Origin of the sequence: Paenibacillus aestuarii, from assembly GCF_027789125.1 — a bacterium.
GTDB classification, from domain to species: domain Bacteria; phylum Bacillota; class Bacilli; order Paenibacillales; family NBRC-103111; genus Paenibacillus_E; species Paenibacillus_E aestuarii.
Window position 1 is genome coordinate 1 of record NZ_JAQFVF010000027.1, and the last position, 25,525, is coordinate 25,525.

Genomic DNA, 25,525 nt, shown 5'->3' on the forward strand with positions numbered 1-25,525 from the left:
GGAAGGGCTGGCTATACAGGTATGGTGGGGCACGTGGCGGGCGGCGGGCAGGGTAATAGTGCGAAGCGGGTTCTGTGGTATCTGCAAAGAGTGTTTTGGAGGTGAGGGAGGAGCTGGCATTATAGACATGGAAGGGGAGGTGACGGGGCGGCTGGGGTAATAGTGAGAAGCGGGTTCTGTGGTATCTGCAAAGAGTGTTGGAGATGAGGGAGGAGTTGGCATTATAGGCATGGAAGGGCAAGGTGGCGGGCGGTTGGGGTAACTGTAGGAAGTGAATTCTGTGGTATCTGCAAAGAGTGTTGGAGGTGAGGGAGGAGCTGGCATTATAGGCATAGAAGGGCAGGTGGCGGGCGGCGGAGTAACTGTGGGAAGTGAATTCTGTGGTATCTGCAAAGAGTGTTGGAGGTGAGGGAGGAGCTGGCATTATAGACACGGTAGGGGAGGTGACGGGGCGGCTGGGGTAATAGTGAGAAGCGGGTTCTGTGGTATCTGCAAAGAGTGGCTGGGTTCTGGAGAATTAGTGAGGGCTAGTACGAGTGGTGGGAGAACAGTAGGCGGCAGTGAGATGTTGAGCTCTGAGCACAGGGCTAATTGAGCACTTCATATCCGTCTGGCCAACAAAGGCTGAAGGGAACGCGCTCACACGCATCCTTCCAAAAAAATACAGCAAACTCCAATCCTCCGATCGAAATTTGCTGTATATAACACAGAAAGCCTACGCGATAATATCGCGGCCGTGCACCCACACGCGCTCCAGCTCCAGCGTTTCGGAGCTGACGAGCAGCAGGTCAGCGCGCTTGCCCTGCGCGATCGAGCCGTGCGTCGCATCCAGGCGCAGCAGCCGCGCCGGGTTACCGCTCGCATAGCGGCTCGCTTCTTGAACGCTGACCCCGACCTCGCGCACCATAAACCGGAGCGCCTCAATCATGGTCAGCGTGCTGCCCGCGAGGGCGCCGCCCTCCGTCAGCCGGGCAACGCCGGCCTTGACGGTAACGGCTTGCCCGCCGAGCTCGTACTGGCCGTCGCCGAGCCCTGCCGCCGACATCGCGTCCGTGATAAGCAGCAGGCCGTGCGGCTGCTTCACCATCGTCAGCAGGCGAATCGCTGCCGGGTGCACATGGTGCCCATCGGCGATCACTTCGCCGCTGATGCGCGCGTCGGTGAGCACGGCACCGACGGTTCCCGGTTCGCGATGATGGAGCCCCTTCATCGCGTTGAAGGTGTGCACCGCATGCGAGAGACCGGCACCCACCGCCGACTGAATGTCGGCGTACGTCGCGTCGGTGTGCCCGCATGCGGCGACAATGCCATGATCGCGCAGCCAGGCGATCATGGCATGCCCACCCTCGCGTTCCGGTGCGAGGGTGACTTGACGCATGAGCTGCGGATAGCGCTCATGCCACTCCTCTAGCCATGCAAGCTGCGGCGCCAGCATGAGATTAGGGTCTTGCGCGCCCGCCCACTTGGGCGAGATGAAAGGGCCTTCGAGGTGCACGCCGAGAAGCTGCGCATAGGGCATGTCCCCCGCCATGTAGCGCTGCACCTCACCTAGCACACGGTCGATGTCCTCCCGTCTGGCGGTCATCGTGGTGGCGAGCATGGCGGTTGTCCCATGCTTGGCGTGAAACCGCGTAATCGTATCCAGCGTCTGCGAATTCGACTCCATGAAATCAGCGCCGTAGCCGCCATGGACATGCACATCGATGAAGCCCGGCAGCAGCCAGTTGCCGCCGGCATCGATCACTTCCACGCCTGCTGCTTCCTTAGTGTCAGCTTCACCGACGAATTCAATGATGCCGTCGGTGATGCGAATGGCGCCTTGTTCAATGACGCTGTCTTCAGTGACGATTCTTGCGTTCTTGATCAGGAAGGAGCTCATTCAAATAACCTCCCTGCTTCTGCGTCCAGCAAGACAACGAGATGAGGATGCGTTTGCAGCAAAGTGGCCGGGATTTCTGTTGTAATCGGACCGGTTAGGGCGCGGTGTACGATCTCGGCTTTGTCGGCGCCGCGCACGATGAGCAGAATCGTTTTGGCTTTCAAAATCGTGCCAACCCCCATGGTCAAAGCATGTGTCGGCACTTCGTCGATGGAAGAGAAGAAGCGGGCGTTAGCTTCCCGGGTTTCCGGTTTCAACTCCACGGGATGCGTGCTGCTGATCAACGAATCGTCAGGTTCATTAAAGCCGATGTGCCCATTGTGGCCGAGCCCGAGAATTTGCAAATCGATCTGTTTGGCCGCTTCCAGCTCCTGGTCGTAACGCTGACATTCGGCATCCGGATCGGCGGCGTAGCCGTTCGGAATATGCGCTTGCGAGGCGGGCAAATCGATATGATCGAACAAATGCTGCTTCATATAGGTGTGATAGCTTTCGGGATGGTCTGCAGGCAAACCGACATATTCATCCAGATTGAAGGTCGTCACCGCTTTGAAGCTGACGCGCCCTTTTTCATAAGCTTTCACCAGCTCTTCATAAATACCGACCGGCGTTCCGCCTGTGGCAAGACCCAACACGGCCTTGGGCTGCATTTGCACTAAAGAGGTAATGATGCCGGCACCGGCTTCATTCAACTCTTGCTGGTTTTGAAAAATATGAATGTTCATCAGTCCATCTCCTTAAATGAAGGGATAAATTAAGAAAGGTTCCTTTTTTTGAGTTAACCACGCTTTATTTTGAACAAAAAGTTCATTTTTTCATAAAAATATTTTCATTTCAATCATAACGTAATTGGTTCTCTTCATCAACTGGCATTTTGCCAAATAAGGATATTGACTTACATGGGTATGTTTGCCATTCTAGTTTAAGATCCATACATAATGAGGGAGCTGGATATGTCGATGAAAATGCCGCAACCTGAAGCAATGCTTTTTGATTTGGACGGGACTTTGTTCAAGACCGAGACCTTGCTGCTGCCTGCTTATCATGCCACGTTTGACAAGCTGCGGGAAATGGGGCTCTATACAGGGGAAACACCGCCGGAGGAGCGTATTTTAGGCGCGCTGGGCATGCTGCTGGAGCATATTTGGGAACGGGTGATGCCGGAAGCCACGCTGGAAGCGAGACGTCAAGCGGACCTATTGCTTCTGCAATATCAGATGGTGGGGCTTCAGCAAGGACAAGGTGTCTTGTATGAAGGCGTTGCTGAAACCTTGCAGGCGCTTCATGCGAAGGGGATTCGCTTGTTTGTTGCCAGTAACGGCTTAGAAGATTATGTAAAACATGTCGTGCAGGCTAAGGGGCTTGGCGAATTATTTGAAGGATTGTACAGCGCAGGCCAGTATCGCACAAGATCGAAAGTCGATTTGGTAAGGCTGCTGCTGGATACGCATCACGTCCGTTCGGCGTGGATGGTCGGCGACCGCTCTTCGGATGTGGAGGCGGGGCTTGCGAACGGGCTGACCGTGGCCGCTTGTGATTATGCCGGATTCCGTGAGCAAGGGGAGCTGGAAGGTGCACATATACGGATCAGGCATTTTGCCGATCTGCTCGACCATTTGTAAATTCCGCACATCTGTCGCAACGTTCCGCTTCTGGGCATACACTATAGCACATTGAGCGATAAGGAAGCTGATAAAGGATGCCTTCATTTGTAGGAGTTTTCAACATTAACAGGAACGAGGGAAGCCTGATCAACGGTGACACAGCCGTCATCGCTCCGAACTCCGCAGCCAAGACATATTCGGGCGGAGGCGGCGGGATCACTGGAGATTTTGTCATATCGACAACGTTCTTCAGCGCTACGGTCACCTTTGACCCAGACGGAGTTGATGCGGGAGCGAACAAGGTGGCAACAGGAACTTAAAAATAAAGCAGCAAAAGATGAGATCGGTTCAAGCTCTCCAGAGAGCTGGGAACCGGTCTTTTTTTGGGTTGGCCACTATTGACGGAGAGTGTGTTCTTTCTTTATCATAAACATATGAGCACTTGTTCATATGTTGATTTGGATAGGGATAAACCGTTTAACAAATTTCCATGCTAAGTGTCAGGGGAAGCGTAAGGAGGAAAAAGCATGCATCAACATTCACATGATCATTCCCAATGCCATGGGGATCATCATCATCACGATCATGGCCATCATCATCATCACCATGGTCATGACGGAAGCAAGAAAGGTCTTACGATCGCGCTGCTGATCACGGCATCGATTATGGGGTTAGAATTTGTCGGCGGGCTGCTGACGAACAGTCTTGCTTTGCTATCCGACTCCGGGCACATGCTGAGTGATACCGCGTCGCTTGGTTTAAGCTTATTTGCCATGTGGTTTGCCGCCAAGCCGACTTCACCCAACAAATCTTACGGCTACCACCGCTTCGAAATTCTCGCTGCTCTATTTAATGCAGTCACGCTGTTTGTGATCTCAGGGCTGATCATTTGGGAGGCGATCGGGCGTTTTTTTGCGCCACAGCCCGTTGCCAGCGGTTCCATGATGCTGATAGCGTGCATCGGGCTGATTGCGAATTTATTAAGCGCCTGGTCGTTAATGCGCAAAGGGGATGTGCACGGCAACTTGAACTTGCGCAGCGCCTATTTGCATATTTTAGGGGACGCGCTGGGGTCAGTCGGGGCTATTGTGGCTGGGGGCGTTATGCTCTTGTTCGGCTGGTATAAGGCGGATCCAATTATTAGCGTCATTGTAGCGCTTCTGATTGTGAAAGGGGCTTGGGCGGTTCTCAAGCAAACTGTTCATATCCTTATGGAAGGCACGCCTCATTCAATCCCGCACCGCGATGTGTTAATTTCGCTGGAGCATATTGAAGGGGTTGTGAATGTGCATGATCTGCACATTTGGACGATTACTTCGGGCATCCATTCCTTAAGCTGCCATTTGCTGATCGAGGATGACCGGAACAGCCAGCACATTTTGCAGCAGGCGATTCACGAGTTGGAACAAAAATTCCAGATTACGCATGCGACCATACAAATTGAAAATTCGATGATCCGCCATCCGGAATTGAAAGTATAGGAGGGGTTGGCTTTGGATAAGACGATACTTGATACGTGCGAGGATTCGTGCGTAGGCACTGCGCTAATGGAGCCGCTGCAAAGCCGGCAGATCGATGATGAACAAGCATCGGCGATGGCCGATGTCTTCAAGGCACTCGGTGATCCGACCCGGGTGAAAATCATTCATACACTGCTGCAGCAAGAGCTCTGCGTTCACGATTTGTCTGCTGTACTGGATATGGGACAGTCAGCGGTCTCTCATCAATTGCGCTATTTGCGCAATTTACATATTGTGAAGCGGCGCAAAGCGGGGAAAACAGTCTTTTACTCGCTGGATGACAGCCACATTGAACAAATTTTCGTGCAAACGTTGCAGCATCTTCAGCATATGTAACACGGAACGGCATGCCCATGGCATGGTTCCGTTCATCTATTTGAAAGAGCTCAGCTGGTCGTATCTTCAACCCCGCTGTTGTCTTGATCTGCTTTCGGTGCGTCTTCTTTGCGCTGCTTCAGCATCCACAGCGCATATTCCAGTGGCCGTGTAACCGCCTTCCGGTAAGTCGCTTTTTGGCCGATGCGCTGGAACACTTCGCGGGATGGCTTCGGGTTGACCTCCAGCAGCCAGATCCTGCCTTTGGGGTCTACGGCAATGTCCATGCCCAGCTCAACCAGTTTGCCGAACCTCGTTTCCAAGAAATTGGCAAGCTTGAAAGCGAAGCTGTTCATTTCTTTCTTGATCGTCTCGATCTTCTCCGCCGAGGAGAAGCGGTGCGACAGCATTGTGTCCAGCGAGACAGCCGATCCGCCACCATGCAGGTTGGAGGTGATGCTGCGGTGAGGTCCGATCCGGCCTGCGCAGCCTGTCACTTCCCATTGACCGCTGCCGTTTTTCTGGATCAGCAGGCGGTAATCGTGCACGCGTCCGTCCTTGAGCGTCAAATCAATGCCTTGCTGCACCACATAGTCAGGGGAGAGTTTCATCGTATGCAGTTTCACGATCAGCTGCTTTTCCGTTGCGCGGTAAGGTGCGATAATCGTGCGCTGCAGGTTTCGGCCTTGCAACAGAAACAGTTCGCTGCCGATCTGCTCAATCCGCAGAATCCCCCGGCCTCCGGTGCCGTTCTTCGGTTTTACATAGATGAGCTTATACTTTTTGAGCACCTTCAAAAGCTCTTGCGTTGAACTATAGCGGACGGTATAGGGAATATAGGGGCGTATCGTTTCATTTTCCGATAGGATTTGATGCATATTCCATTTATTTGCAAGCGGCCTGCTTAGGAAAATCAGGTTATCGTGCTTTTTGCGAAATGCTTGCAGGATGCGGTAGTTCTCGACTGCCTTATAGCGGCAGCGATCATAAATGACCGGCGGGAGCGTGGTTTGCCTGCGGGTCCATTTTTTTATTTGCGGATCATACGTTAATGTTCGAACGGTCGTATCGCTGGTTATATCCTGCGGTGTGAAGACTTCGACCTGAACGCCAAGTTTGTTGCCTTCAAGACTCAGCTTTCGGAAAAAAGCAAGCTCCTCCAGCCGAGACTTGCTTAGATAAATCGCAAGCACGCCTAGTCGTTGTGGAGCCAAGCTTCGTCACCTTCTTCTCCCGTGATGGATTAAATATTGGCTGTATCCGATAATGCGTTCCAACGATTTCTTGCGAATCTTCGGCTCATCGAACTTCATCGGCTTGGAGTTGGCTTCGAAGAACCAAATGTTGCCTGTCGTATCGACGCCAAGGTCCATCGACATTTCTCCGAGCTGGTGACCGGATTGTTGTTCGATCTGGCTAGCCAGGGTGATGGCGGCCTTTCTCGCCTTGCTGATAATATTTTTGGCCCTCTTATTGCCAAAGGAATGAGTGAGCAGCTTACGCGGTTCCCCAATTGAGCCGCCGCGCGGCACGTGGGTCGTAATGCTGGATTTGCCGGCCAGCCTGGCTCCGATGCCCGATACGCTCCATGTGCCCTTGCTCGTCTTCTGAATCAGCGCGCGCAGATCAAAGGCCCGATGGTCGAAGCGGGCGAGCTCGATGCCTTGCTGGGCGATGTACTCGTTCTTGCCGCGATGAAGAACGAATTCATTCCAGAGCCCGTCGATGGTGGGGTGATGTGTCAAAATCATTTGTTTATTCGCTTGCCGGCTCAACTTGTAATCCGTAGATTTGACGTTCGAAGTCAAGCGCTCGATGCGCATGATCCCTTTGCCTGCTTTGCCTCTGACAGGCTTCAGATATAAAAAGGAATGCTTTTTCAGCATTTGGGTCAAATCCTGGGCAGATTTCAGCTGCCGCGTTTCCGGAATGTAAGGCTTGCTTTCTTTGGAATTGTTCAGCCATTCGAAGAGCGTCCATTTATTGAAAAACGACGGATTGAAGAGCTGGACTGCGCCGCTGCGATTGCAAGCCTGAAGTGTTTGCTGGATTTCCGGCCTCATCTCCATCTTGCGGTAGGGGATGCGGTTATAAATAACCTGAGGAGAGGGAACGAGTTCCCTGCTCCACTTTTTTTTGTCAAAATCATAGCGATATCCTTGCACATGTGCGCTGGAAAGGCTGAAATCATTGGTCGTAACGACGTAAACATCGACCCCTAAGCGGTTTCCCGTCTTAATCAAGTCGAGGAAGTTGTTTAAATTGCCGCGGAATACACGTTTACTGTCTTTGACTGTTAATATGGCAAGGGCAGGGTTATATCCTCTCTCGTGAAGGGTGAAGCCCATCAGTTATCCCTCCTAGAGCGGAAACGGCTCAAATACAGGCAATGCTCGTAGATGTTGGTGAGCGAAGCGATATCCCCGTCTTTCAGGGAAGGATGCTTGAAAATCGAGCGGCCCGGCTTCGCGTTCGCCTCGAACATCCATATTTTTTCGTTCTGGTCGATTCCGATATCGAAACCAAGTTCACCGAGCAGATGGTTGTAGTTGTTCTCGATGCCTTCCGCCAGCTTGACGGCGGTTTCTTTGGCGCTGGTGAGCACTTGATCGGCGCGGCTGCCATAAATTTGGCGCAGCACCTGCTCCGGTGTCATCAGCTGGCCGCCGGTTCGAATATGCGTGGTTACACTGCCTTTGCCGGCTTTTTTGGCGCCGATGGCAGCAACCACCCAGTTGTTATTTCCGTTCTTGGTCATATGGAAGCGGAAATCGATCGGACAGCTGTCAATCTCAATTAAGCGGATCCCCTGCTGAGCGACGTAGTTCGATAATCTGCCGCGGCCTGTGCCGAGCATGCGCATCAGCCCTTCGAACTTGGCATAGCGGATGAGCACGTTTTTGCCGGATTTGCGGTAGCGGACGAAATATCCTTTCTTCGGGTTGTACGTGACACGGTAAATGCCGATACCCAAGCTGCCGGCTGTCGGTTTTAAGTAAATGAACTTGTGCTTATCGAGCATTTCCTTGATCTGTTCAGCAGACGGGTTGATGCGCGATTCCGGAACAAAGCGGAACGCATCGTCACCGTCAAGCATTTTGTACACATCCCATTTATCAAAAAAGCTCCAGTTAAACAGCGGGACGCCGCGGCGCACAAAACGCTCTTTAAAGCCTTCAATTCCGGCTGTTTTCTCCGCTTTGCGGCTGGATAGTCGGTTGTAGACGACATCCGGCAGAGGGAACGTCTTGCGGGCCCAGCCGCCGCCGCTTTTGGGAACGATGCCGTTGACGGTTTCTTGCGCCCAGTTCACATCTCTAGGGCTAAAGGCAAATTGAAACGATTTGCCGGAGCCAGTCGTCAAAATCTGCCGGATAAATCCCGTTTTAGAGCCGAATGGTGAGGTGCTGCTGGCCGTGATATTCGTTAATACGCCGATCAACGGGCCTAGTCGGAGCTCCTTGCTGCTGTTGCTCGCTGCCAGAACATTGCCGACTCTTGGAATGCGCAGCGTGCTCAGGAGCGAAAGCGGAATGTACAGATGCTGGCCGCTCTTTTTGATCAGACGTAGCGGAAGAGTGGCTGATTTGCTGCCGACCTTTACGGTAATCGATTTGGTTCCGGTTAACCGCAAAGCTTTGACGAGTTCACTTGTTAAGTAGACCGATTTATCTGTTCTTTGTACGGCGTGGAGCATGCACGTTGTCAAACTCATTAGGTTACCCTCCTAAACTTGTTACCCTATGGGAAGCCCGCGCCAAAGCAGGCAGACTTGAATCTGCCTGGTTCGGGCAGCTATGAGCCCAGTTTTTTGTGTAATAAAAATCCGGCATAACGGATCGGATTGGCGATGGCTTGCTGACGCGCCTCTTCATTGCGCATGCGTGCAAATATCGTTCGCCCCGGTTTGGAATTTACTTCCAGAATCCATATGGAGCCTTGGATATCAATCCCGATATCGATGCCCAGCTCCGCCAACCGTCCGTGGTACTTCTCCAGCAGCGGCGGGATCCGGCTTGAGAGCTCAGTGAGAGCAGCGATCAGTTCTGCAGCTTTCGCCGCGCCAAACTGCCGCTCCAGGAAGGAGGAGACTTCTTCCGCACTGCCGCCGCCATGCAAATTGGAGGTGACACTGCCAGGCATGCCGGTGCGGACAGCCATGCCAGTCGTTGCCCATAGTCCGCGTTCGTTCTTTTGCACGAGGGAGCGAACATCGTACACCGTCCCTTCCCGGGACAGCAGAGATAGGTACTGCTGCATTAAATAAGGTCTGCTGCCGATGAAGCTGCGAAGCCATTGCCAGCAGGCTTCGAATTGCTTGAACTGGCAGTGGACCGGCAAGTTTCGGGCGCTGCGGCCGTGCACTGTGAACAGCTCCCCTTGATCCGGGGAGACCTCTCTGTGCAGATGCAGAGCGCCTTTGCCTTGACTGCCGCCTTGCGGCTTGAGAAAGACGTCCTGGTGCTGGTTCAGCCAGCTCCGTAAGTCGTGCTCGCTGTTTAGCATCCTGGTTTCCGGCAAATAGGGGCTTAAGGCGCCATCCCGCTGCAGCATCCGATGCACTTCCAGCTTGCTGCCCAGTCCGTAGCCGAGAAAACGAATGTCAGGCCGCTCCCGCAGTCTGCTGACATGCTCACGATACATGCGGTAACTCACCTTGCTGCTGAAAAAAGAGCGGTCATAAATAAGCTGCGGCAGCGGATAGATGCGTGTGACCCATTCTTGGCGCTTGGGAATATACGTATGCCCTGTTACCGTATGTTGCTGCCAATCAATTCGATTGGGCGAGAACACGAACACATCGAGATTCTCTTGCTGACCCAGAATAATTAGGCGTTCATAAAACGATGCATTCGCAAACGGAAGCTTGCCATGCAATTCTGTCACCATGATGCCAAGTAACGGCCATGCCCTGTTCCGCTGCATAAGCTCACCTCAAAACTTCGCTAAATATCTGGCATACTGGACGATTTGTTTCACGGAAGGTCTTATTTTACGCTCATTGTTCAGCGGTGTATTGTCATCTTTGGAAGGTTTGGAATTGACTTCCAGAAGCCAAACCTTCCCAGTATTGTCTACGGCCAGGTCGATTCCCAGCTCGCCGAAATGATTGTCGATTTGCGTTTCAATGCCTTTGGCGATATCCAGTGCTGACTTGCGCAGCCGTGCTAAGGTTGAGGCGCGTGACTGTGCCCCTAGCGTCGATTTGCCAAGAGCCTCTTTGACAGGAGCAAGCGTCCCGCCGCGGGCCAGATTCGAGACAAAATGCTGCGATCCCGCGATACGACCCACTATCGAAGTGATATCCCACTGGCCTTGCGCCCCTTTCTGCACAAGCGCCCGGAAATCAATCGGACGACCCCCGGTTGTGATCAGGTCGAGCCCTTGCTGGATCTGGTAGCGCTGGGACTTCAGCTTGCCGGATAACGCCTGAAAAACGGCTGTAAGTGAAGGGAAGACCTGCCTGCGGGCGCCGCTGAGATTCGCAAAATGACAAGTAAACGTGTTATCAGGTTCCTTGCGGATCCGAATGATGCCTTTGCCAAGGCTTCCGGTAATCGGTTTAAGGAAAAGTACGGAGTGGCGGCTGGACATCGATTTTAACATTTGGTAATTTTTTAACAGATAGGACTCAGGCAAGTAACTGTGTAGACTACTGTCTTTACGCAAAGCTTCGAATACTTCCGTTTTGTTCAAATATTTTTCATTGAAAACTTCAGCCCCGTATTTGCTCTTCGCATCTTTCATGAATTGTTGAACATTCGTCATGTTTTCGTATTTGCGGGAAGTCAGCCGGTTGTAGATGACGTTGGGAATCGGGAACGTTTTTTTGCTCCAAGAACCATTGGAATAGGAATAGGCGGATACAGATTGTGCAGAACCATGCATTTCACCAGGCGGGAAAAAACAGACCATTGCGCCAAACATGGCGCAGGCATCGCTCAATTCCTTGGCGAAGGCGGTAATGGCGCCAAATGGCCGATCCGAAGAGCCGGCGTATACGCGACTGATCATGACGCCAATCAGCGGGCCGATCGACAGCGTGCCTGTTCCCGACTTATAATGGATACAAAGCTGAGCTCCTTGATGGAGGCCGAGTTTGGATGCAAGTGTAGCGTTTAGGCGCAAACTGTTCTTAATGGAAGCGGGAACAACTCTGACTTCCTGTTTGGCAGAACCAAACCGCAGAGTAATAGTATGATTGACTGGGACTTTCCACTTTTTAACAATGGCTTCACTTAGAACAACGGTCCGTTCATCCAAATAGATGCTGGTGCCTTGAATGGATATCCCGATTTTCGTCCTGGTCAATAGCGAACACTCCTTCCAGCATCAAAAATGGCATTGCCGTTTAAGCAAAGTAAACTACTCCATCATATGAGGACATATATCTAGTGGTGCTTAGGAAACTGGCTGAAAGCACCATGGGAAAAGCCCAACGCGTCAACTGAAGCCAATCCAACAACTTAACGGAGGGATAAGACATGAACGTACATGATAAAGCGTATGATCTGGCTAGAGCAATTAAGGAAAGCAGCGAGTACCAAGAGATGCAGCAGCTTCGGATGCAGATCGACAAGGAGCCGGCCGCGAAAAGCATGATGGACGATTTCAACACCCACCAGGCAGCGTTCCAGCAAAAGATGGCAGCAGGTGAAATGCCGCCACAAGTAGATATGGATCGGATGCAGAGCATGTACGAGGCCATGGCGCAAAATCCGAGCATCAAGAAGCTGTTTGATGCGGAGCGCCGGCTGTCGATTGTGCTGGAAGATGTGCAGCGCATCATCGCTGAGCCGATTGAGAGCATGCTGAAATAGCGATTAGAGGACTTTCTGAGATCGTTTAAATCGATCGCGGGAAGCCCTCTTTTTTTATGGCGTGCAAGGTTTCAGCAGACTTTCAGGTTTTATTAAGGAGAAACTCATAATTTCGGGAAGTGTTCCGCGTATAATGAGAGAATCAAAGCTTGAGTGGACCGAGCGGTTATTGAAAGGGGGCCAAACGGTGAAAAGGTCGAAATGGTTGAAATGGCAAATTGGTGCGGTGGTCATCGCGATAGTGTTCTATTTATTTCAAGAAGTGAAAGCAAGCCCTGAATTTTTAGCTGCAGCAGCGGCGGCCACGAAGCAAAAAGCTCCTGTTGTTGAGCAGCAAAAGCCGGAGCCAGCTTTCGGGAACGGCTCGGCTCCCGGGAATGAGACAAGATCCAAGTCCCGCCGGGAAGGAAGGCGTGGAGGCGTAGCTCAGGGGAATGGTGGAAACCGGGCAGGGAATGGCTCCGACAACCTGAATCAGGGGCGCAGCTCGACGAACGCTCAGGTACAGCCTCATACCAGATCACAAGCATCCTAGAACAGTGTATCAGCGCAGATGGGGAGAGGATTACGATGCTGCATGAAAAAGTTTTTCGCTCGATGAACACACAAATTCATATCTTGCTGGAGGAGTCAGGTTATACCCCAGAGATTGATGCATATATCGAAACATGTTTTCAAGAGACGGAACAGCGGTTTAGCCGTTTTCGACCGGCGAGCGAGCTATCGCAATTAAACCAGTTGGCCGGCGAACGCTGCCTGATCTCTTTGCCAATGCTGCAAGTGCTGGAACAGTCACGATACTATATGGAGCAAACGGAGGGCGTATTTAATATATTTATGCTCGATGCACTGCAGAGAGCGGGCTATGCCGAGTCCTTTGAAAAGATTCGCGGCAAAGCTCAAACGCTGCCTCCTCGTGAGCTGCCTCCATGCGCGCTCCGCTCCAAGCTCGACATCGATGCGGCGATGAGGTCTGTTCAGCTCCCGTCTCAGCATCACATGGATTTGGGAGGTATTGTCAAAAGCTGGGCCGTCGAGCAGCTGGCGCTTAGTTTGCAGCGCGAGTGGGGACAGGAGCGAGGCGTGATCAGCGCTGGCGGCGATGTCAAAGTATGGGGCGGAGCCGGCGTCAACGATCCGTGGATCGTTGCGATCGATAACCCGCATGCAGCGGATGCGGATGATCTTTTGCTGGAGCTGTCCTCGGGAGCAGTAGCGACTTCCAGTACGCTTCGCAGAAGCTGGCAGACTAGCGAGGGCATCATGCATCATTTGATGGATCCGGCGACGATGCTGCCGAGCCAAAGCTCGGTCGTGCAATGTTCCGTAATCGGCAGCGATTTGACCGCTTGTGAAGTTTGGGCGAAGGTGCTGTGCATCCTGGGCTTGGAAGCAGGCATCACCCGGCTAGGGCAGCATGCGGAAGGCTTGGAGGCCGTGCTCTTCACGGCGGATGGCGGCGTTCATCATGTCAAGCCGGGTTTTCGTTATATTCAAAAACAATGGATAGGCCTGCATGCTGACGTTCAGCATTTGGTTTGAGTGTTTGGGTAGTTTTCTGTCGAAATGGAGTTGAAGCGATGGTTCATTTCCTAATTAGCCTGCCGAGCTGGACTTTAATTCGCTGGTTCGGCTTAGCGGCTTATATAAGCTTGTTTATAGGGATGGCGCTCGGCATCTTATATAGCTTTCCGCAGTTGAAAGGCACTGCGAAGTTAAGAACGATGCAAATTCACACGTTGGCCAATCATTTGGGCACAGGCTTAGCGCTTCTTCATGCGCTGCTTTTGGTCATTGATGCCTATATGCCGTTTGACTGGCATGAGCTGCTCATCCCTTTTACGGCCGGGCATTCTCCGGGATTAAATGCAATCGGTACGATCGCCATGTACGGACTGCTGCTGCTGGTGTTCACGACGGATATCAGACATAAGCTGAAAAGGAAATTGTGGCTGGCGTTTCACTTTTTAGCGTACCCGATTTTTGCCCTTGCACTGGTTCACGGCCTGCTCTTAGGGTCCGACAGCGCACAGCAGATGATTAAAATGATGTATGCCGCAACCGCCGCGGTGCTTATTCTGCTTACGGCTTTACGCGCAGGGATAAGGCCAGCACAAAAGTCGAGTGGCAAAATGGCAAAGATGAAACAGGGTTAGTATTGCGATTCCTGTCGAAACTGTCTATATTGGGAGATAGTGATAACGAAAAGAGGACATGACCCGACATGGCAAAAGCAAAAATTACAGAGCTGGATATCGTGAGGGCGCTGGCCATCATGGCCGTCGTCATGATTCATGTGACAAGCGACAGCACGGTCGACCCGGCGCTGCTCGGCAGCAGTACGCAGCTGATTAGTTTATTTTTGAACAAAATCAGTTACTTCGCAGTGCCATTATTCATTTTTATCAGCGGTATCGTCCTGTTTTATGTGTACTTTGATAAATGGAACGCCAAGCAGGCTGGAACCTTCTATTTAAAGCGCGTGCGGCAGGTGCTTGTTCCTTATATCCTCTGGTCGTTCTTCTATTATGTCTATACGCCGTGGCTCTGGACGCCCGGGCATCCGCTGAAGATCGACTTTAGTGTCTTTCTGGAGCAGCTCAAATGGGCGGATTCAGGGTATCATCTCTATTTTATGATTATTATCGTCCAGTTTTACTTGCTCTTTCCTTTGCTGGTCTGGGCTGCCCGGAAGATGCCGTGGTTTGAAAAGACGATGGTGTTCTGGGGGCTGCTGATTCAAGCTGGCGTCTATGTATATACACATTGGTACGGTACTATCGAGCATAAGCCAGAGCTGTGCATCACATACTTCGGGTATTTTCTTATCGGCGGTTGGATCGGCATCCACTATACCGGATTCCGGGCATGGCTGGCGCGTCATAAGGGCTGGGTCGTTCCTGCCGCGATTGTGTCTGGTTTCGCTTATGCGCTGTTATTTATCGGCGCGCAAAAAGGTGTCCACATCGAAAATACATGGTTTGAGGTGCTATGGCTGCTTTACAGCATTGGCATCGGCTGCAGTTTCATTTGGCTGGCACAGTTGATGCAAAAGCACGCGGCGCCACTAGGCAGATTTTTCACATCGCTGGGCTCTGTGTCCTTTGGTGTGTACCTGATGCATCCAGCGCTGCTGTCCTTGTGGAAGTACTACGTGCACATGCCGGGCTCCATATTGATGTTCAATTTATATAACTTGATTATATTTGTACTGATCATCGCGATTCCTTGGGTGCTGACGCTGCTTTATCGGCAAGCGAGGAAACTGATCTGATACGAGAGTGCTGCGGACTGGGGACAGTTGCGGCGCTTTTTTTCTATGAAAAAAGGTCTTTAGCGAAGCAAGCTGCAGCTTGGAAAACGGAAAATCTTGACTACTGCCGCTTACCACTTCATCTGTCCGCATTTATTGCCTAACCGAGCGATTAAGCTAACTTGAGCAGATGAATGACTTGATTACACACACGCGCTCCGCCCGATTTTCCGACTTATTGGCCGGCCCCCTCTTGATGCTCCAGTAGTCCGCCTTTTCCCACTTACTGACATGAAATTGCCATTCGCAGGAAAAAAGCCGCTGTAACTGGGCAAGACCTGACTACTGCAGCTATACATCGGTACTGACCGCAATTAGTTAGGCTTAATCGGATAAATCCTCGCAACCACTTAACGCAACCAGGAGACGATATGGAAGTCAGCTTCCGCCATTGCATAGCAGCGCGGAGGGGCGGGCGAATCGTGAGCATAAGCGGCACCATCGGTTACTCTAAAGTCTCTGATACGCTGACATACAAGTGGTTCTCTTATCATATGGAAATTGTTGGTCTGTTGTAGTATACTATAAATAAAATGAAACTTAGTTTCATACAACGAAACCAATCAAAAGAGGTGTTCGGGTATGGCAATGAATTTTCACGATGCTCGGAATCGCATGTCCTATACGACCAGGTGTGTAGATGAAAGCTGGTTAACTTGCATTCAGAAGCATGTACACCTGACCGGCAAGCATGCTGCAGATGTTGGCTGCGGAGGCGGGATCTATGCGAAGGGACTGATTGAGGCGGGGGCTGCGCATGTGACAGCCGTCGATTTTTCGGAAGAGATGTTGCAAGGTGCAGCACGGAATTGTCAGGGAATCAGCGCAATCAATTTTGTTCACGGAAATGCTTACGCAACAGGGCTACCGTCAGGGCAGTTCGATGTTTTGTTGGAACGGGCCTTGATTCATCATTTGGACAGGTTGGAGGAAGCCTTTCAAGAGGCTAGCCGAATCCTGACATCCAAAGGCATCTTTATTATTCAAGACCGCACGCCAGAGGACTGTTTGCTGCCAGGGGATGCATCTCACATTCGCGGTTATCTGTTTGAAAAGTATCCTGACTTGGCCAAAGTAGAAACGGGCCGCAGGCACGAAGCCGGAAAGGTGCGCGCAGCGCTAGAAGCTAATGATTTTAAGATCTTAGGCGAGGTGAAGCTCTGGGAAACGCGAGAAATATACCCGAATACCGAAGCGTTATCCCAGGATCTGCTCAAGCGCACGGGCCGCTCGATTTTGCATCAGCTGCAGGATCATGAACTTCAGGAATTAGTCGACTATATTCAGAGCAAGCTTAACCTACAAGCGCCAATTATTGAAAAAGATCGCTGGACCATTTGGTTCTGTGAAAACAATGGATGAGAGGATTTCGTACAATGAATGATATGATTGAGCTTTTACAAAGCCACCGCTCCATTCGCAAATTTAATAGCACTCCTGTAACGCCTGAGCAGCTGGATGCTATTTTGGGCTCGGCGCAAATGGCCTCGACTTCGAGCAACATGCAGGCGTACAGCGTCATCAGCGTTACGGATACGACGCTGAGGCAACAACTGGCGGTGCTTGCCGGCAACCAGGCGTATGTCAGCGAGTGTCCGCTGTTCCTCGTCTGGTGCGCCGATCTGCACCGCTTCGCGCAAGCGGTCCGCCAGCATGCGGACACGCCTGTCACGGGCAACGCGGAAAATTTCCTCGTTGCCACGGTCGACGCTGCATTAGCTGCGCAGAATGCAGCCGTTGCCGCCGAGTCGCTAGGCCTCGGCGTCGTCTATATCGGCGGGATTCGCAACAATCCCGCCGAGGTTTCCCAGCTGCTGGGCTTGCCGCAGCTGGTGTACCCGGTATTCGGCATGTGCATCGGCATGCCGGATCAGGAGCCGCTGCACCGCCCGCGGCTCCCGCGTAAAGCCGTATACCATGAGAACCGGTATACGGAAGCCCGTGACGCGATCGAAAGCTATGACGAAACCGTTCGCGATTACATGAAAGAGCGTACCGGCAGCAAAGTCGATACGACTTGGACCAAGGAGATGGCCGCGAAGGCCACGCGTCCCCGCCAGCACATGAAAGCTTTCCTGCGCGGGCAGGGCTTTGAGATTGAATAATTATTTTTTAGCCGCACCGGTAGATCAGCAGTGCACATAAATCGGGAACTTGTCTCATACAATGGAATGAGCAAGAAGCGGGTTATGAACTTGTTGAAGCGAAAGGAGTGCGGCTACGTTGAAAGGTTTTCGAAATGTAGTGTTCATGAGCATGGCGTTGGGCATGTTATTTTATTCCGTACCACAGCTGGAATTCCGTGAAGGTTGGTCACTGGAGATGATCTTCAGCATCGTCTGGATCGGGATGGCGCTGTTGGTAGTTGCTGCGCATCTGCATCATATTCTCGGCGTGGATGAAGAGAAACGCAAAGAGCTGAACAGAATCAATCGGATGAAAAAGTGGCAAATGGAGCAAACACTCCAAGGCCGTCGCAAAATGCTCTATTTCCGCAAGTAGAAATAGTAGACGAAAGCCCTGCACACGTAGTTATTACTACGGTGCGGGGCTTTATTTTGTCCTGTTTTTGGCGGGGTTGTCAGCCTTGCTACTCCCCTTCATCTGTGATAACATTTATAAAAAGAGAACAAATGTTTGCTGTCGGTGATTTGAGTAATTCCACTTCTGCCTTTTTTCTGCTAAGTGTTACAATCTAGATGTGAGGTGAAGATGATGGAGCTATTATTGAATCGAGTCCTTACCGAAGTGTTAGCCATTAAACAAGACACGTCAGAAATGAAGATTGATATTTTTGATTTGAAGCAAGATGTATCCGGGTTGAAGCAGGATGTGTCGGTGGTGAAAGAAGATGTATTCGTCTTGAAGCAGGATGTGTCGGAGCTGAAAGAGGATGTATCCGACTTGAAGCAGGACGTGTCGGAGCTGAAAGAGGATGTATCCGGCTTGAAGCAGGATGTAACGGTTCTGAAAGAGGATGTATCCGACTTGAAGCAGGACGTGTCGGAGCTGAAAGAGGATGTATCCGGCTTGAAGCAGGATGTGTCGGAGCTGAAAGAGGATGTATCCGGCTTGAAGCGGGATGTGTCGGAGCTGAAAGGGGATGTATCCAGCTTAAAGCAGGATGTGTCAGTGCTGAAAGAAGATGTATCAGGCTTGAAGCAGGATGTGTCGGTGCTGAAAGAAGATGTATCAGGCTTGAAGCAGGATGTGTCGGTGCTGAAAGAAGATGTATCAGGCTTGAAGCAGGATGTATCGGTGCTGAAAGAAGATGTATCAGGCTTGAAGCAGGATGTGTCGGTGCTGAAAGAAGATGTATCAGGCTTGAAGCAGGATGTATCGGTGCTGAGGGAAGACGTTTCTGATTTAACACAGGATGTGATCGTTTTGGCAAAGAAAGCAGACGATATTTATGCATCTGTCATCCGCCTGGAAGAAGGACAGCCTAAAGATATTCATGCAATGTTGGAAAATATACACGGCAAGCTCGTCTACAAAGATTCTGAAATAGCCGTATTAAATAAGCGGGTTTTTCATCTGGAAGTTGAACTTGAACGTTAAATAAAAGGATTCCAATCCCTTTGGATTGGATCCTTCTTTATCTATAGCTTTCACGTTGTCGTGCGTCCGAGAAATGATTATACTTATAGTACAGACTAGTACAGGATTACCAAATGGGGTGTAACAGTTGGACTCACAAGCCTTGGATGCACTGACAAAGCATGAGCAAATTTTAAGATACATTGAGAGTTTGAAGTTGGGCAGCCGTATTTCGGTACGTAAGATTGCCAAAAACATGGAAGTCAGCGAAGGGACGGCATATCGGGCAATTAAAGAAGCGGAAAATCAAGGCCTAGTCAGCACTAAGGAACGAATCGGGACGGTGCGCGTCGAGAAGAAGCTGCGGCAAAATATCGACAAGCTGACGTTTGCTGAAGTTGTCAACATGGTTGACGGCCAGGTGCTTGGCGGTTCGAAAGGGCTCCATAAGACGCTGCACAAATTCGTCATTGGGGCGATGGAGCAGGACGCGATGATGCGCTATGTTGAAGCGGGCAGCCTTCTGATTGTGGGGAACCGCAACGGTGCCCATTTCCTTGCTTTGGAACAAGGAGCAGGCGTGCTTATTACAGGGGGATTTGATACGAGCGCGGAAGTTAAGGCTTTGGCAGATCAGTTAGATCTCCCTATTATTTCCAGTAGCTATGATACTTTTACCGTTGCATCCATGATTAATAGAGCGATTTACGATCGGTTGATCAAGAAGAAAATCATGCTGGTTGAGGATATTTTGGCTTCGGGCGCCTCGCTTTTCGCACTTAAATCCAACAGTACGCTGAGAGACTGGCAGAGGCTGTCGGAGGATACCGGGCACAACCGCTTCCCTGTCGTTGACGAGTGGAACCGGATTATTGGTGTCGTCACTTCCAAAGATATGGTCGGCGCACATTCATTGCAAACCGTTGATAAGCTTATGACGCGCAACCCGCTGACCGTAACACCGCAAACCTCGGTCGCTTCAGCGGCGCATATGATGGTCTGGGAGGGCATTGAGCTGCTGCCGGTTGTTGACGCGAACCGCAAGATGCTAGGGGTGCTCAACCGCAGCGACGTCTTGAAAGCGATGCAGTATATTCAGAAGCAGCCGCAGAATGGTGAAACGTTCGAGGATCTGATCTGGTCAGTGCTTGAGGAAGCGCGGGACGAGAATGGGGCGCTTTATTTTCAAGGCGTTATTACCCCGCAGATGACTAACCATTTGGGCACGGTGTCTGAAGGTGTGCTGACCACACTGATGACTAAGGCGGCCTATCGGGTCGTACAGGAGCACAGAAAGGGTGGCGACCTTGTAATGGATAACATGTCGACATACTTTGTGAAACCGTTGCAGATTGATTCGAAAATAGAAATACGGCCCACCATCATTGAGGTGAGCCGTAAATTTGGCAAAATCGACATCGAAATTTTTCATGCCGGCGCTCTAGTTTCCAAAGCTATGCTGACCGCGCAGGTCATTTAACGCATCATACGGTCGAAGTGGCCGTGATTGCGGATGCCGGCGAACAGATTGAACAGGCCGAGCAGTACACAGACCGTGCCGAATATTCGGCGGAAGCTGGACTCGCTGAAGAAGAAAATTTGCGTAACGGCGATAAGCACAAGCATAAGGCCCATACAAATGTTCATACGAGCCGCAAAGAGGCCGCGCTTGGCCGGATCTGCTTCCCTGCGGGAGCGGAAGCTGTAGAAGAGAGAGAAGCCTAGAGCTATACAAATAAGCGTAAATAGAGTGATTTGAATGCCTAGCATACGTGAAACCGTCCTTTAACTATATTTCTCTCTACTTTAGCTATTTTAACGGTAGATTGCAATCCAGCATGTCTTGCACCTAATAAAAAAAAGCACATCTTCCTTCGTCCACGGGTTATGTGCGCTTTTCTTCAGCGGTAATCCAAATGGAGAGCTCTGTCTGAATCAAGACGATGGATTTTACTTCCACAATATATTTTTTATCGTGCAGTGTGTAGGTGCGCTGCGTAATAAGCCGTTCATAGAGAGGATGGGCATCACGGACATAAGCGGCTTTCTGGCCAATGACCAGCTTCAGCTCGCTTTTGACGTCGCCTTCGATTTCTTTTTGTATATCCTCGCTGATCACGTCTTCTTGATTCTTTGGAACCAAATAAACATTCACGACATTAATTAAGGCTTGTTTATTACGCGTTTTATTCAAATTATCAATATCTTCGCGAAGATCGCGATTTTCTTCCAAATATTTATGCATTTGCACATAGAGCTGGTTATAGGTGTGCTGGTGAATGCTCATGTACACGGCGCTGCCGATGATGGCCCCCGAGAGAAATAGACCGAAGCCCGCCAAAAAGCGTTGGTACCGGTCAAATGGAGGGACTCTCACGGTTGGTTGCCTCCCTTGCAGATCATTTGAATGAGCGAGGTGCCCATCTGCGCCCCGACGAAGGCAAATACGATCAGCACGATCTGCTTGAGCGCCGGATTCAAATGGCCTTCCGCCACATGGCTCTCAATATAGCGGATGGGATCGATTGTGCCGCCGACAGCGGCCACCATAGCCCAGATTTTAATGTTCTCTGCAATGGTCAACATTTTTTCCGTGGGGGACTGGAGGGTGAGCACAGCGGCGACACCGCTTAGCATACTCCCTCCAAAAACGACTCCAAATGCGATGCAAAAATGAATGATGATATTCGCCCAAAAGACCATTATGATTCGCTTCCCTTCCCAACTAAGTTCATAAGGACAACTCTTACTTTCAAGTGTATGGGACTGGCTGGTCTCAATATGATAAAATAGATCCAAAAAAATGTGAGACAGGAGGAAATGTTGATGAGTGCTTTCGTACATCTGCATGTGCATAGTGAATACAGCTTATTGGACGGAGCTGCGCGTATAGAGGAGCTGGTGTCGCAGGCTGCTGATCTCGGCATGACCTCCCTGGCTCTAACGGATCATGGCGTCATGTATGGCGCAATTGCTTTTTATAAAGCATGTAAACAACGGGGGATCAAGCCGATTATCGGATGTGAGGTCTATATCACGTCAGGCTCGATTCGGACCAAAGGGTCGAGACAGGAACAACCGATTTATCATCTTATTCTCCTTGCCAAAAATCATCAAGGCTATCAAAACCTGATGAAGCTTTGCTCTATCGGGCATTTGGAAGGTTTTCATTATAGACCGCGGATTGACATCGAGCATTTGGCCAAGCATTCGGAAGGCTTGATTTGTCTTAGTTCCTGTTTAGGAAGCGAGATTTCCCAGCATTTGCTGCATGATCGGAACGAAGAAGCGAAAGCGGCTGCTTTAAGGTATCGCGAAATTTTCGGCGATGATTTTTTCCTGGAAATTCAAGACCATGGCATGATCGAGCAGAAAAAAGTGATGCAAGCGATGATCGTTCTCAGCAAGGAGACCGGCATTCCGCTTATAGCGACGAATGATGTTCACTATGTGCGCGAGCCTGACCATGTTGTGCAGGATATATTGATCTGCATCGGCACTGGCAAGACGGTAGAGGACAAAGACCGTTTGCGCATGGGAACGAGTCAAATGTATCTCAAAAACGATGAAGAGATGAAACGCTTATTTGCCCATGTGCCTGAAGCTTTGGCAAATACGCTTGAAGTCGCGCAGCGCTGCGAGTTGGAGCTGGAATTCGGGAAATCGATTTTACCAAAATTTCGTCCGATTCCTGAGGGCTTGACTGCAGGGCAATATTTACAGGAGCTTTGCCACCAAGGTTTGGAGCGCAGATACGGGCATGAGTCTGATTGGTTATCGCCGGAAGCTCCACTGAAACAGCAAGCGCAGGCGCGCTTGACTTATGAACTCGGCGTCATCGAGAGCATGGGTTTCTCGGATTATTTTTTAATTGTGTGGGATTTCATCCGGTTTGCTCATGAGCAAGCGATTATGACCGGTCCGGGACGGGGGTCTTCCGCAGGCAGTCTCGTCGCTTATGCGCTGGGGATTACGAACGTGGATCCTTTGCAGTATAAGCTGTTGTTCGAACGTTTCCTTAACCCGGAACGGATCACGATGCCGGATATCGATATTGACTTTAGCGACGAACGGCGCGATGAAGTTATCGATTATGTCGTCGCCAAGTATGGCGGGGAACATGTGGCGCAAATCATTACCTTCGGGACGATGGCAGCCAAAGCGGCAGTAAGAGACGTAGGCCGAGTCCTCAATATGCCTTACGGCGAAGTCGACCGTGCAGCTAAAATGATTCCGAACCAGCTTGGTATGACCCTGTCGGAAGCGCTGAAGACGAGCTCCGAGCTCAAGTCGCTGGTTGAGAAACAGCCGAAAACGGCAGAGCTGCTGAACATGGCCATGCGCGTGGAGGGCATGCCGCGTCATGCTTCGACTCACGCAGCCGGCGTCGTCATCTCGCGGGAACCGTTAACCCGGTATGTACCCCTGCAGGAAGGGACTGCGCAAACAGCGTTAACCCAGTATACCATGGAGCATTTGGAAGCGATCGGTCTATTGAAGATGGACTTTCTCGGACTTCGAACACTTTCGATCATTGAGCGAACGCTGAATTGGATTCAGGAGATGGAAGGCTTAAGTCTCGACCTGAACAAGCTGGATATGAACGCGGACGCTGTCACGTACGACATGCTAAGCAAAGGTGATGCAGCCGGTGTATTCCAATTGGAGGGCAACGGCGTCCGCAAAGTGTTGAAAGATTTGAAGCCTTCGGTTTTTGAAGATATTATTTCCGTCTTGGCACTTTATCGTCCGGGTCCTATGGAATTTATTCCCAAATATATTGCGGGCAAGCACGGCACCATGGATGTGGTGTATCCGCATCCGTCGCTGGAGCCGATTCTACGCGACACATACGGAATCATCGTGTACCAAGAGCAAATTATGCAAATCGCCTCCTCGATGGCCGGGTTTAGTTTAGGTGAAGCAGATTTGCTGAGGCGAGCGGTCTCGAAGAAGAAGAGGGAAGTGCTGGATGAAGAGCGCGCGCATTTTGTGAAGGGCAGCTTGAAAATGGGCTATGAGGAAAGCGACGCCAACCATGTGTACGATATGATCGTGCGCTTCGCTGACTACGGATTTCCGCGTGCCCATGCGACTGCATATGGTGTGCTTGCTTTCCAAACCGCCTACTTAAAAGCACATTTCCCCGTGTATTTCATGGCTTCGATGCTGACAGCCGTCATGGGCAATCACCGTAAGGTGGCTGAATACGTTGATGAATGCCGCCGGATGCACATTGCTGTGCTGCCGCCGGACGTGAACGGTAGCGGAACGGTATTTACGCCGGATCGCGAGGGCACGATTCGCTTTGGCCTTGCTGCGATCAAAAATGTGGGTACACATGCGATTGACGCCATCCTTAGCGAACGGAAGCAAGGCCCTTTCGAAAGCTTGCTGGATTTCTGCAGACGGGTAGATCTGCGCGTCTGCAACAAGCGGGTGATCGAATCGCTCATTCAAGGCGGCGCCTTCGATCGTCTCGGGGGGCATCGTGCGCAGCTGATCAGCGTCCTTGATGAGACGATCACATCCGCTACGAAGTGGCGCAAAGAACGCGACGATCTGCAGCTTCATTTGTTCGGCTTCGTCGAGGAGCCGAACTGGGACGTGGAGATGCCGGAGATTCCGCAGCTGCCGGCAAGCAGACAGCTGGAATGCGAGAAAGAGCTGCTTGGTATGTATATCTCCGGTCATCCGCTGGACGCTTATGCGGATGTATTCGCTGAGCTGGAGGCTGACAAGCTGCATGAGCTGTACGAGCTCCCGGACAACAGCGAAGTGATCGTCGGCGGCATGGTTGTATCGAGCAAGACGATCGTCACGAAAAAAGGGCAGCCGATGGCGTTTATGGAGCTGGAGGATCGCATCGATAAAGTTGAGGTCGTCTTATTCCCCGAGACCTGGAAGCAAGCAGCTCCGCTCGTGCAAAAAGGGAGGCTCGTCCTCGTGCGGGCGAAGCTGCAGCTGCAGGACGAAGACCCGCCCAAGCTGCTCGCGGAGCAGCTTGTCGCGCTGGACGACCCAGCGGCCGTCCAGCGTCTGCGCCGGCAGCCCGCTCGCGCGGCTGCCCCAGCCCCACGCGCAGCAGCAGCTCAGCCCTCTGCTGCTGCGCATAAGCGCGCGGCCGGCTCCGCCGCCGGCCAGCCTGCGCCACGGCGCGCCGTTGTTGACTCCGTCAACAACGGGCTCGCGCCGGCAGCTGCTGCCCGGCCGCCAGCGGCAGGCAGCCCACAAACAGCCGCTGCAGAGCCGAAGGCACAGCGGGTGTTTGTGAAGATTACGGCTGACTGCGAGCAGCCGGATAAGCTCAACCAGCTTAAAGCGCTGCTTAAGCTGTACACGGGGCCGCTTGCGGTTGCGCTTTTCTACGAAAGCAGCAACAAGCTGCTGGCCCTCAGTGATCAATACAGGGTCGATCCTTCCAAGGAGCTGTTCCGCATGATCGAGACGATTATGGGCAAGGACTCCGTGCGAATGAAATAAACGGCAATGCCTCCGCATATAAATAGGAACCCGGTGATTCCGATGGTTCG

At 51.5% G+C, this 25,525-nt stretch carries 25 protein-coding genes; 15 read left to right on the plus strand and 10 right to left on the minus strand.

Features of this window, described 5'->3' with window-relative positions:
- Positions 1–715 precede the first annotated feature (715 nt).
- Positions 716–1,879, minus strand: coding sequence for an N-acetylglucosamine-6-phosphate deacetylase (gene nagA / locus O9139_RS12525; protein ID WP_270879820.1), 1,164 nt, complete (start codon positions 1,877–1,879; stop codon positions 716–718).
- Positions 1,876–2,604 carry a glucosamine-6-phosphate deaminase gene (gene nagB, locus O9139_RS12530; protein WP_270879821.1) on the minus strand — a complete coding sequence of 243 codons (729 nt, stop codon included), beginning with the start codon at positions 2,602–2,604 and terminating at the stop codon, positions 1,876–1,878. Before nagB ends, nagA begins: the two co-directional genes overlap by 4 nt.
- A gap of 240 nt (positions 2,605–2,844) precedes the next feature.
- Between nagB and O9139_RS12535 the strand changes: the two genes are divergently transcribed.
- The 4 genes from O9139_RS12535 to O9139_RS12550 all read left to right on the plus strand — a co-directional run bounded on the left by O9139_RS12535 (position 2,845) and on the right by O9139_RS12550 (position 5,339).
- Positions 2,845–3,501: an HAD family hydrolase gene (locus tag O9139_RS12535; RefSeq protein ID WP_270880127.1), complete on the plus strand. Its 657-nt coding sequence runs from the start codon at positions 2,845–2,847 to the stop codon at positions 3,499–3,501.
- Positions 3,502–3,578: 77 nt separating this feature from the next.
- Positions 3,579–3,803, plus strand: coding sequence for a spore germination protein (locus tag O9139_RS12540; RefSeq protein ID WP_270879822.1), 225 nt, complete (start codon positions 3,579–3,581; stop codon positions 3,801–3,803).
- 207 nt (positions 3,804–4,010) lie between these two features.
- The gene (locus O9139_RS12545; RefSeq protein ID WP_270879823.1) at positions 4,011–4,964 is read left to right on the plus strand and encodes a cation diffusion facilitator family transporter; all 954 of its coding nucleotides are present in this window, start codon (positions 4,011–4,013) and stop codon (positions 4,962–4,964) included.
- A gap of 12 nt (positions 4,965–4,976) precedes the next feature.
- A complete protein-coding gene (locus O9139_RS12550) occupies positions 4,977–5,339 on the plus strand; it encodes an ArsR/SmtB family transcription factor (RefSeq protein WP_270879824.1) in 363 nt (120 codons plus the stop codon).
- A gap of 50 nt (positions 5,340–5,389) precedes the next feature.
- Here O9139_RS12550 and O9139_RS12555 read toward each other — a convergent pair whose 3' ends face one another.
- The 5 genes from O9139_RS12555 to O9139_RS12575 all read right to left on the minus strand — a co-directional run bounded on the left by O9139_RS12555 (position 5,390) and on the right by O9139_RS12575 (position 11,630).
- Positions 5,390–6,532, minus strand: a complete 1,143-nt coding sequence (locus O9139_RS12555) for a YheC/YheD family endospore coat-associated protein (RefSeq protein WP_270879825.1) — start codon at positions 6,530–6,532, stop codon at positions 5,390–5,392.
- A gap of 6 nt (positions 6,533–6,538) precedes the next feature.
- Positions 6,539–7,666 (minus strand): YheC/YheD family endospore coat-associated protein, encoded by a 1,128-nt coding sequence (locus O9139_RS12560; RefSeq protein WP_270879826.1) that lies wholly within the window; start codon positions 7,664–7,666, stop codon positions 6,539–6,541.
- A complete protein-coding gene (locus O9139_RS12565; RefSeq protein ID WP_270879827.1) occupies positions 7,666–9,033 on the minus strand; it encodes a YheC/YheD family endospore coat-associated protein in 1,368 nt (455 codons plus the stop codon). Before O9139_RS12565 ends, O9139_RS12560 begins: the two co-directional genes overlap by 1 nt.
- Before the next feature lie 80 nt (positions 9,034–9,113).
- Complete coding sequence (locus tag O9139_RS12570) at positions 9,114–10,244, minus strand: YheC/YheD family endospore coat-associated protein (RefSeq protein ID WP_270879828.1); 1,131 nt, start codon at positions 10,242–10,244, stop codon at positions 9,114–9,116.
- Between the two features lie 9 nt (positions 10,245–10,253).
- Positions 10,254–11,630: a YheC/YheD family endospore coat-associated protein gene (locus O9139_RS12575; protein WP_270879829.1), complete on the minus strand. Its 1,377-nt coding sequence runs from the start codon at positions 11,628–11,630 to the stop codon at positions 10,254–10,256.
- A gap of 173 nt (positions 11,631–11,803) precedes the next feature.
- Between O9139_RS12575 and O9139_RS12580 the strand changes: the two genes are divergently transcribed.
- The 10 genes from O9139_RS12580 to O9139_RS12625 all read left to right on the plus strand — a co-directional run bounded on the left by O9139_RS12580 (position 11,804) and on the right by O9139_RS12625 (position 20,472).
- A complete protein-coding gene (locus O9139_RS12580; protein WP_270879830.1) occupies positions 11,804–12,139 on the plus strand; it encodes a YlbF family regulator in 336 nt (111 codons plus the stop codon).
- A gap of 187 nt (positions 12,140–12,326) precedes the next feature.
- Positions 12,327–12,674: a hypothetical protein gene (locus O9139_RS12585; protein ID WP_270879831.1), complete on the plus strand. Its 348-nt coding sequence runs from the start codon at positions 12,327–12,329 to the stop codon at positions 12,672–12,674.
- A 35-nt stretch (positions 12,675–12,709) separates the two neighbouring features.
- Positions 12,710–13,681, plus strand: coding sequence for an FAD:protein FMN transferase (locus O9139_RS12590; protein WP_270879832.1), 972 nt, complete (start codon positions 12,710–12,712; stop codon positions 13,679–13,681).
- Positions 13,682–13,719: 38 nt separating this feature from the next.
- Entirely contained in the window at positions 13,720–14,295 is a 576-nt protein-coding gene (locus O9139_RS12595; protein ID WP_270879833.1) for a ferric reductase-like transmembrane domain-containing protein, read from the plus strand.
- A gap of 68 nt (positions 14,296–14,363) precedes the next feature.
- Positions 14,364–15,413: an acyltransferase gene (locus O9139_RS12600; protein ID WP_270879834.1), complete on the plus strand. Its 1,050-nt coding sequence runs from the start codon at positions 14,364–14,366 to the stop codon at positions 15,411–15,413.
- Positions 15,414–16,034: 621 nt separating this feature from the next.
- On the plus strand, positions 16,035–16,814 hold the full coding sequence (locus tag O9139_RS12605; RefSeq protein WP_270879835.1) for a class I SAM-dependent methyltransferase: 780 nt from the start codon (positions 16,035–16,037) through the stop codon (positions 16,812–16,814).
- Positions 16,815–16,828: 14 nt separating this feature from the next.
- A complete protein-coding gene (gene nfsA, locus O9139_RS12610; RefSeq protein WP_270879836.1) occupies positions 16,829–17,557 on the plus strand; it encodes an oxygen-insensitive NADPH nitroreductase in 729 nt (242 codons plus the stop codon).
- Between the two features lie 118 nt (positions 17,558–17,675).
- Positions 17,676–17,954, plus strand: coding sequence for a hypothetical protein (locus O9139_RS12615; protein ID WP_270879837.1), 279 nt, complete (start codon positions 17,676–17,678; stop codon positions 17,952–17,954).
- Positions 17,955–18,164: 210 nt separating this feature from the next.
- Positions 18,165–19,013: a hypothetical protein gene (locus O9139_RS12620; protein ID WP_270879838.1), complete on the plus strand. Its 849-nt coding sequence runs from the start codon at positions 18,165–18,167 to the stop codon at positions 19,011–19,013.
- A 127-nt stretch (positions 19,014–19,140) separates the two neighbouring features.
- On the plus strand, positions 19,141–20,472 hold the full coding sequence (locus O9139_RS12625) for a DRTGG domain-containing protein (protein WP_270879839.1): 1,332 nt from the start codon (positions 19,141–19,143) through the stop codon (positions 20,470–20,472).
- Here O9139_RS12625 and O9139_RS12630 read toward each other — a convergent pair.
- The 3 genes from O9139_RS12630 to O9139_RS12640 all read right to left on the minus strand — a co-directional run bounded on the left by O9139_RS12630 (position 20,469) and on the right by O9139_RS12640 (position 21,695).
- Positions 20,469–20,762 carry a YtpI family protein gene (locus tag O9139_RS12630; protein ID WP_270879840.1) on the minus strand — a complete coding sequence of 98 codons (294 nt, stop codon included), beginning with the start codon at positions 20,760–20,762 and terminating at the stop codon, positions 20,469–20,471. The two genes, O9139_RS12625 and O9139_RS12630, sit on opposite strands and share 4 nt — an antisense overlap.
- Positions 20,763–20,877: 115 nt before the next feature.
- On the minus strand, positions 20,878–21,369 hold the full coding sequence (locus O9139_RS12635) for a hypothetical protein (protein WP_270879841.1): 492 nt from the start codon (positions 21,367–21,369) through the stop codon (positions 20,878–20,880).
- On the minus strand, positions 21,366–21,695 hold the full coding sequence (locus O9139_RS12640; protein ID WP_270879842.1) for a YtrH family sporulation protein: 330 nt from the start codon (positions 21,693–21,695) through the stop codon (positions 21,366–21,368). The genes O9139_RS12635 and O9139_RS12640 overlap by 4 nt, the downstream gene beginning before the upstream one ends.
- Before the next feature lie 123 nt (positions 21,696–21,818).
- Between O9139_RS12640 and O9139_RS12645 the strand changes: the two genes are divergently transcribed.
- Entirely contained in the window at positions 21,819–25,475 is a 3,657-nt protein-coding gene (locus O9139_RS12645; protein ID WP_270879843.1) for a DNA polymerase III subunit alpha, read from the plus strand.
- Positions 25,476–25,525: the final 50 nt, after the last annotated feature.

What these genes read in the sequence shown, in the direction of transcription:
- nagA (WP_270879820.1), bottom strand. Translation starts at nt 1,879, where the DNA reads ATGAGCTCCTTCCTGATCAAGAACGCAAGAATCGTCACTGAAGACAGC.
- nagB (WP_270879821.1), bottom strand. Translation starts at nt 2,604, where the DNA reads ATGAACATTCATATTTTTCAAAACCAGCAAGAGTTGAATGAAGCCGGT.
- O9139_RS12535 (WP_270880127.1), top strand. Translation starts at nt 2,845, where the DNA reads ATGCCGCAACCTGAAGCAATGCTTTTTGATTTGGACGGGACTTTGTTC.
- O9139_RS12540 (WP_270879822.1), top strand. Translation starts at nt 3,579, where the DNA reads ATGCCTTCATTTGTAGGAGTTTTCAACATTAACAGGAACGAGGGAAGC.
- O9139_RS12545 (WP_270879823.1), top strand. Translation starts at nt 4,011, where the DNA reads ATGCATCAACATTCACATGATCATTCCCAATGCCATGGGGATCATCAT.
- O9139_RS12560 (WP_270879826.1), bottom strand. Translation starts at nt 7,666, where the DNA reads ATGGGCTTCACCCTTCACGAGAGAGGATATAACCCTGCCCTTGCCATA.
- O9139_RS12565 (WP_270879827.1), bottom strand. Translation starts at nt 9,033, where the DNA reads ATGAGTTTGACAACGTGCATGCTCCACGCCGTACAAAGAACAGATAAA.
- O9139_RS12570 (WP_270879828.1), bottom strand. Translation starts at nt 10,244, where the DNA reads ATGCAGCGGAACAGGGCATGGCCGTTACTTGGCATCATGGTGACAGAA.
- O9139_RS12580 (WP_270879830.1), top strand. Translation starts at nt 11,804, where the DNA reads ATGAACGTACATGATAAAGCGTATGATCTGGCTAGAGCAATTAAGGAA.
- O9139_RS12590 (WP_270879832.1), top strand. Translation starts at nt 12,710, where the DNA reads ATGCTGCATGAAAAAGTTTTTCGCTCGATGAACACACAAATTCATATC.
- O9139_RS12595 (WP_270879833.1), top strand. Translation starts at nt 13,720, where the DNA reads ATGGTTCATTTCCTAATTAGCCTGCCGAGCTGGACTTTAATTCGCTGG.
- O9139_RS12600 (WP_270879834.1), top strand. Translation starts at nt 14,364, where the DNA reads ATGGCAAAAGCAAAAATTACAGAGCTGGATATCGTGAGGGCGCTGGCC.
- O9139_RS12605 (WP_270879835.1), top strand. Translation starts at nt 16,035, where the DNA reads ATGGCAATGAATTTTCACGATGCTCGGAATCGCATGTCCTATACGACC.
- nfsA (WP_270879836.1), top strand. Translation starts at nt 16,829, where the DNA reads ATGAATGATATGATTGAGCTTTTACAAAGCCACCGCTCCATTCGCAAA.
- O9139_RS12620 (WP_270879838.1), top strand. Translation starts at nt 18,165, where the DNA reads ATGATGGAGCTATTATTGAATCGAGTCCTTACCGAAGTGTTAGCCATT.
- O9139_RS12630 (WP_270879840.1), bottom strand. Translation starts at nt 20,762, where the DNA reads ATGCTAGGCATTCAAATCACTCTATTTACGCTTATTTGTATAGCTCTA.
- O9139_RS12640 (WP_270879842.1), bottom strand. Translation starts at nt 21,695, where the DNA reads ATGGTCTTTTGGGCGAATATCATCATTCATTTTTGCATCGCATTTGGA.
- O9139_RS12645 (WP_270879843.1), top strand. Translation starts at nt 21,819, where the DNA reads ATGAGTGCTTTCGTACATCTGCATGTGCATAGTGAATACAGCTTATTG.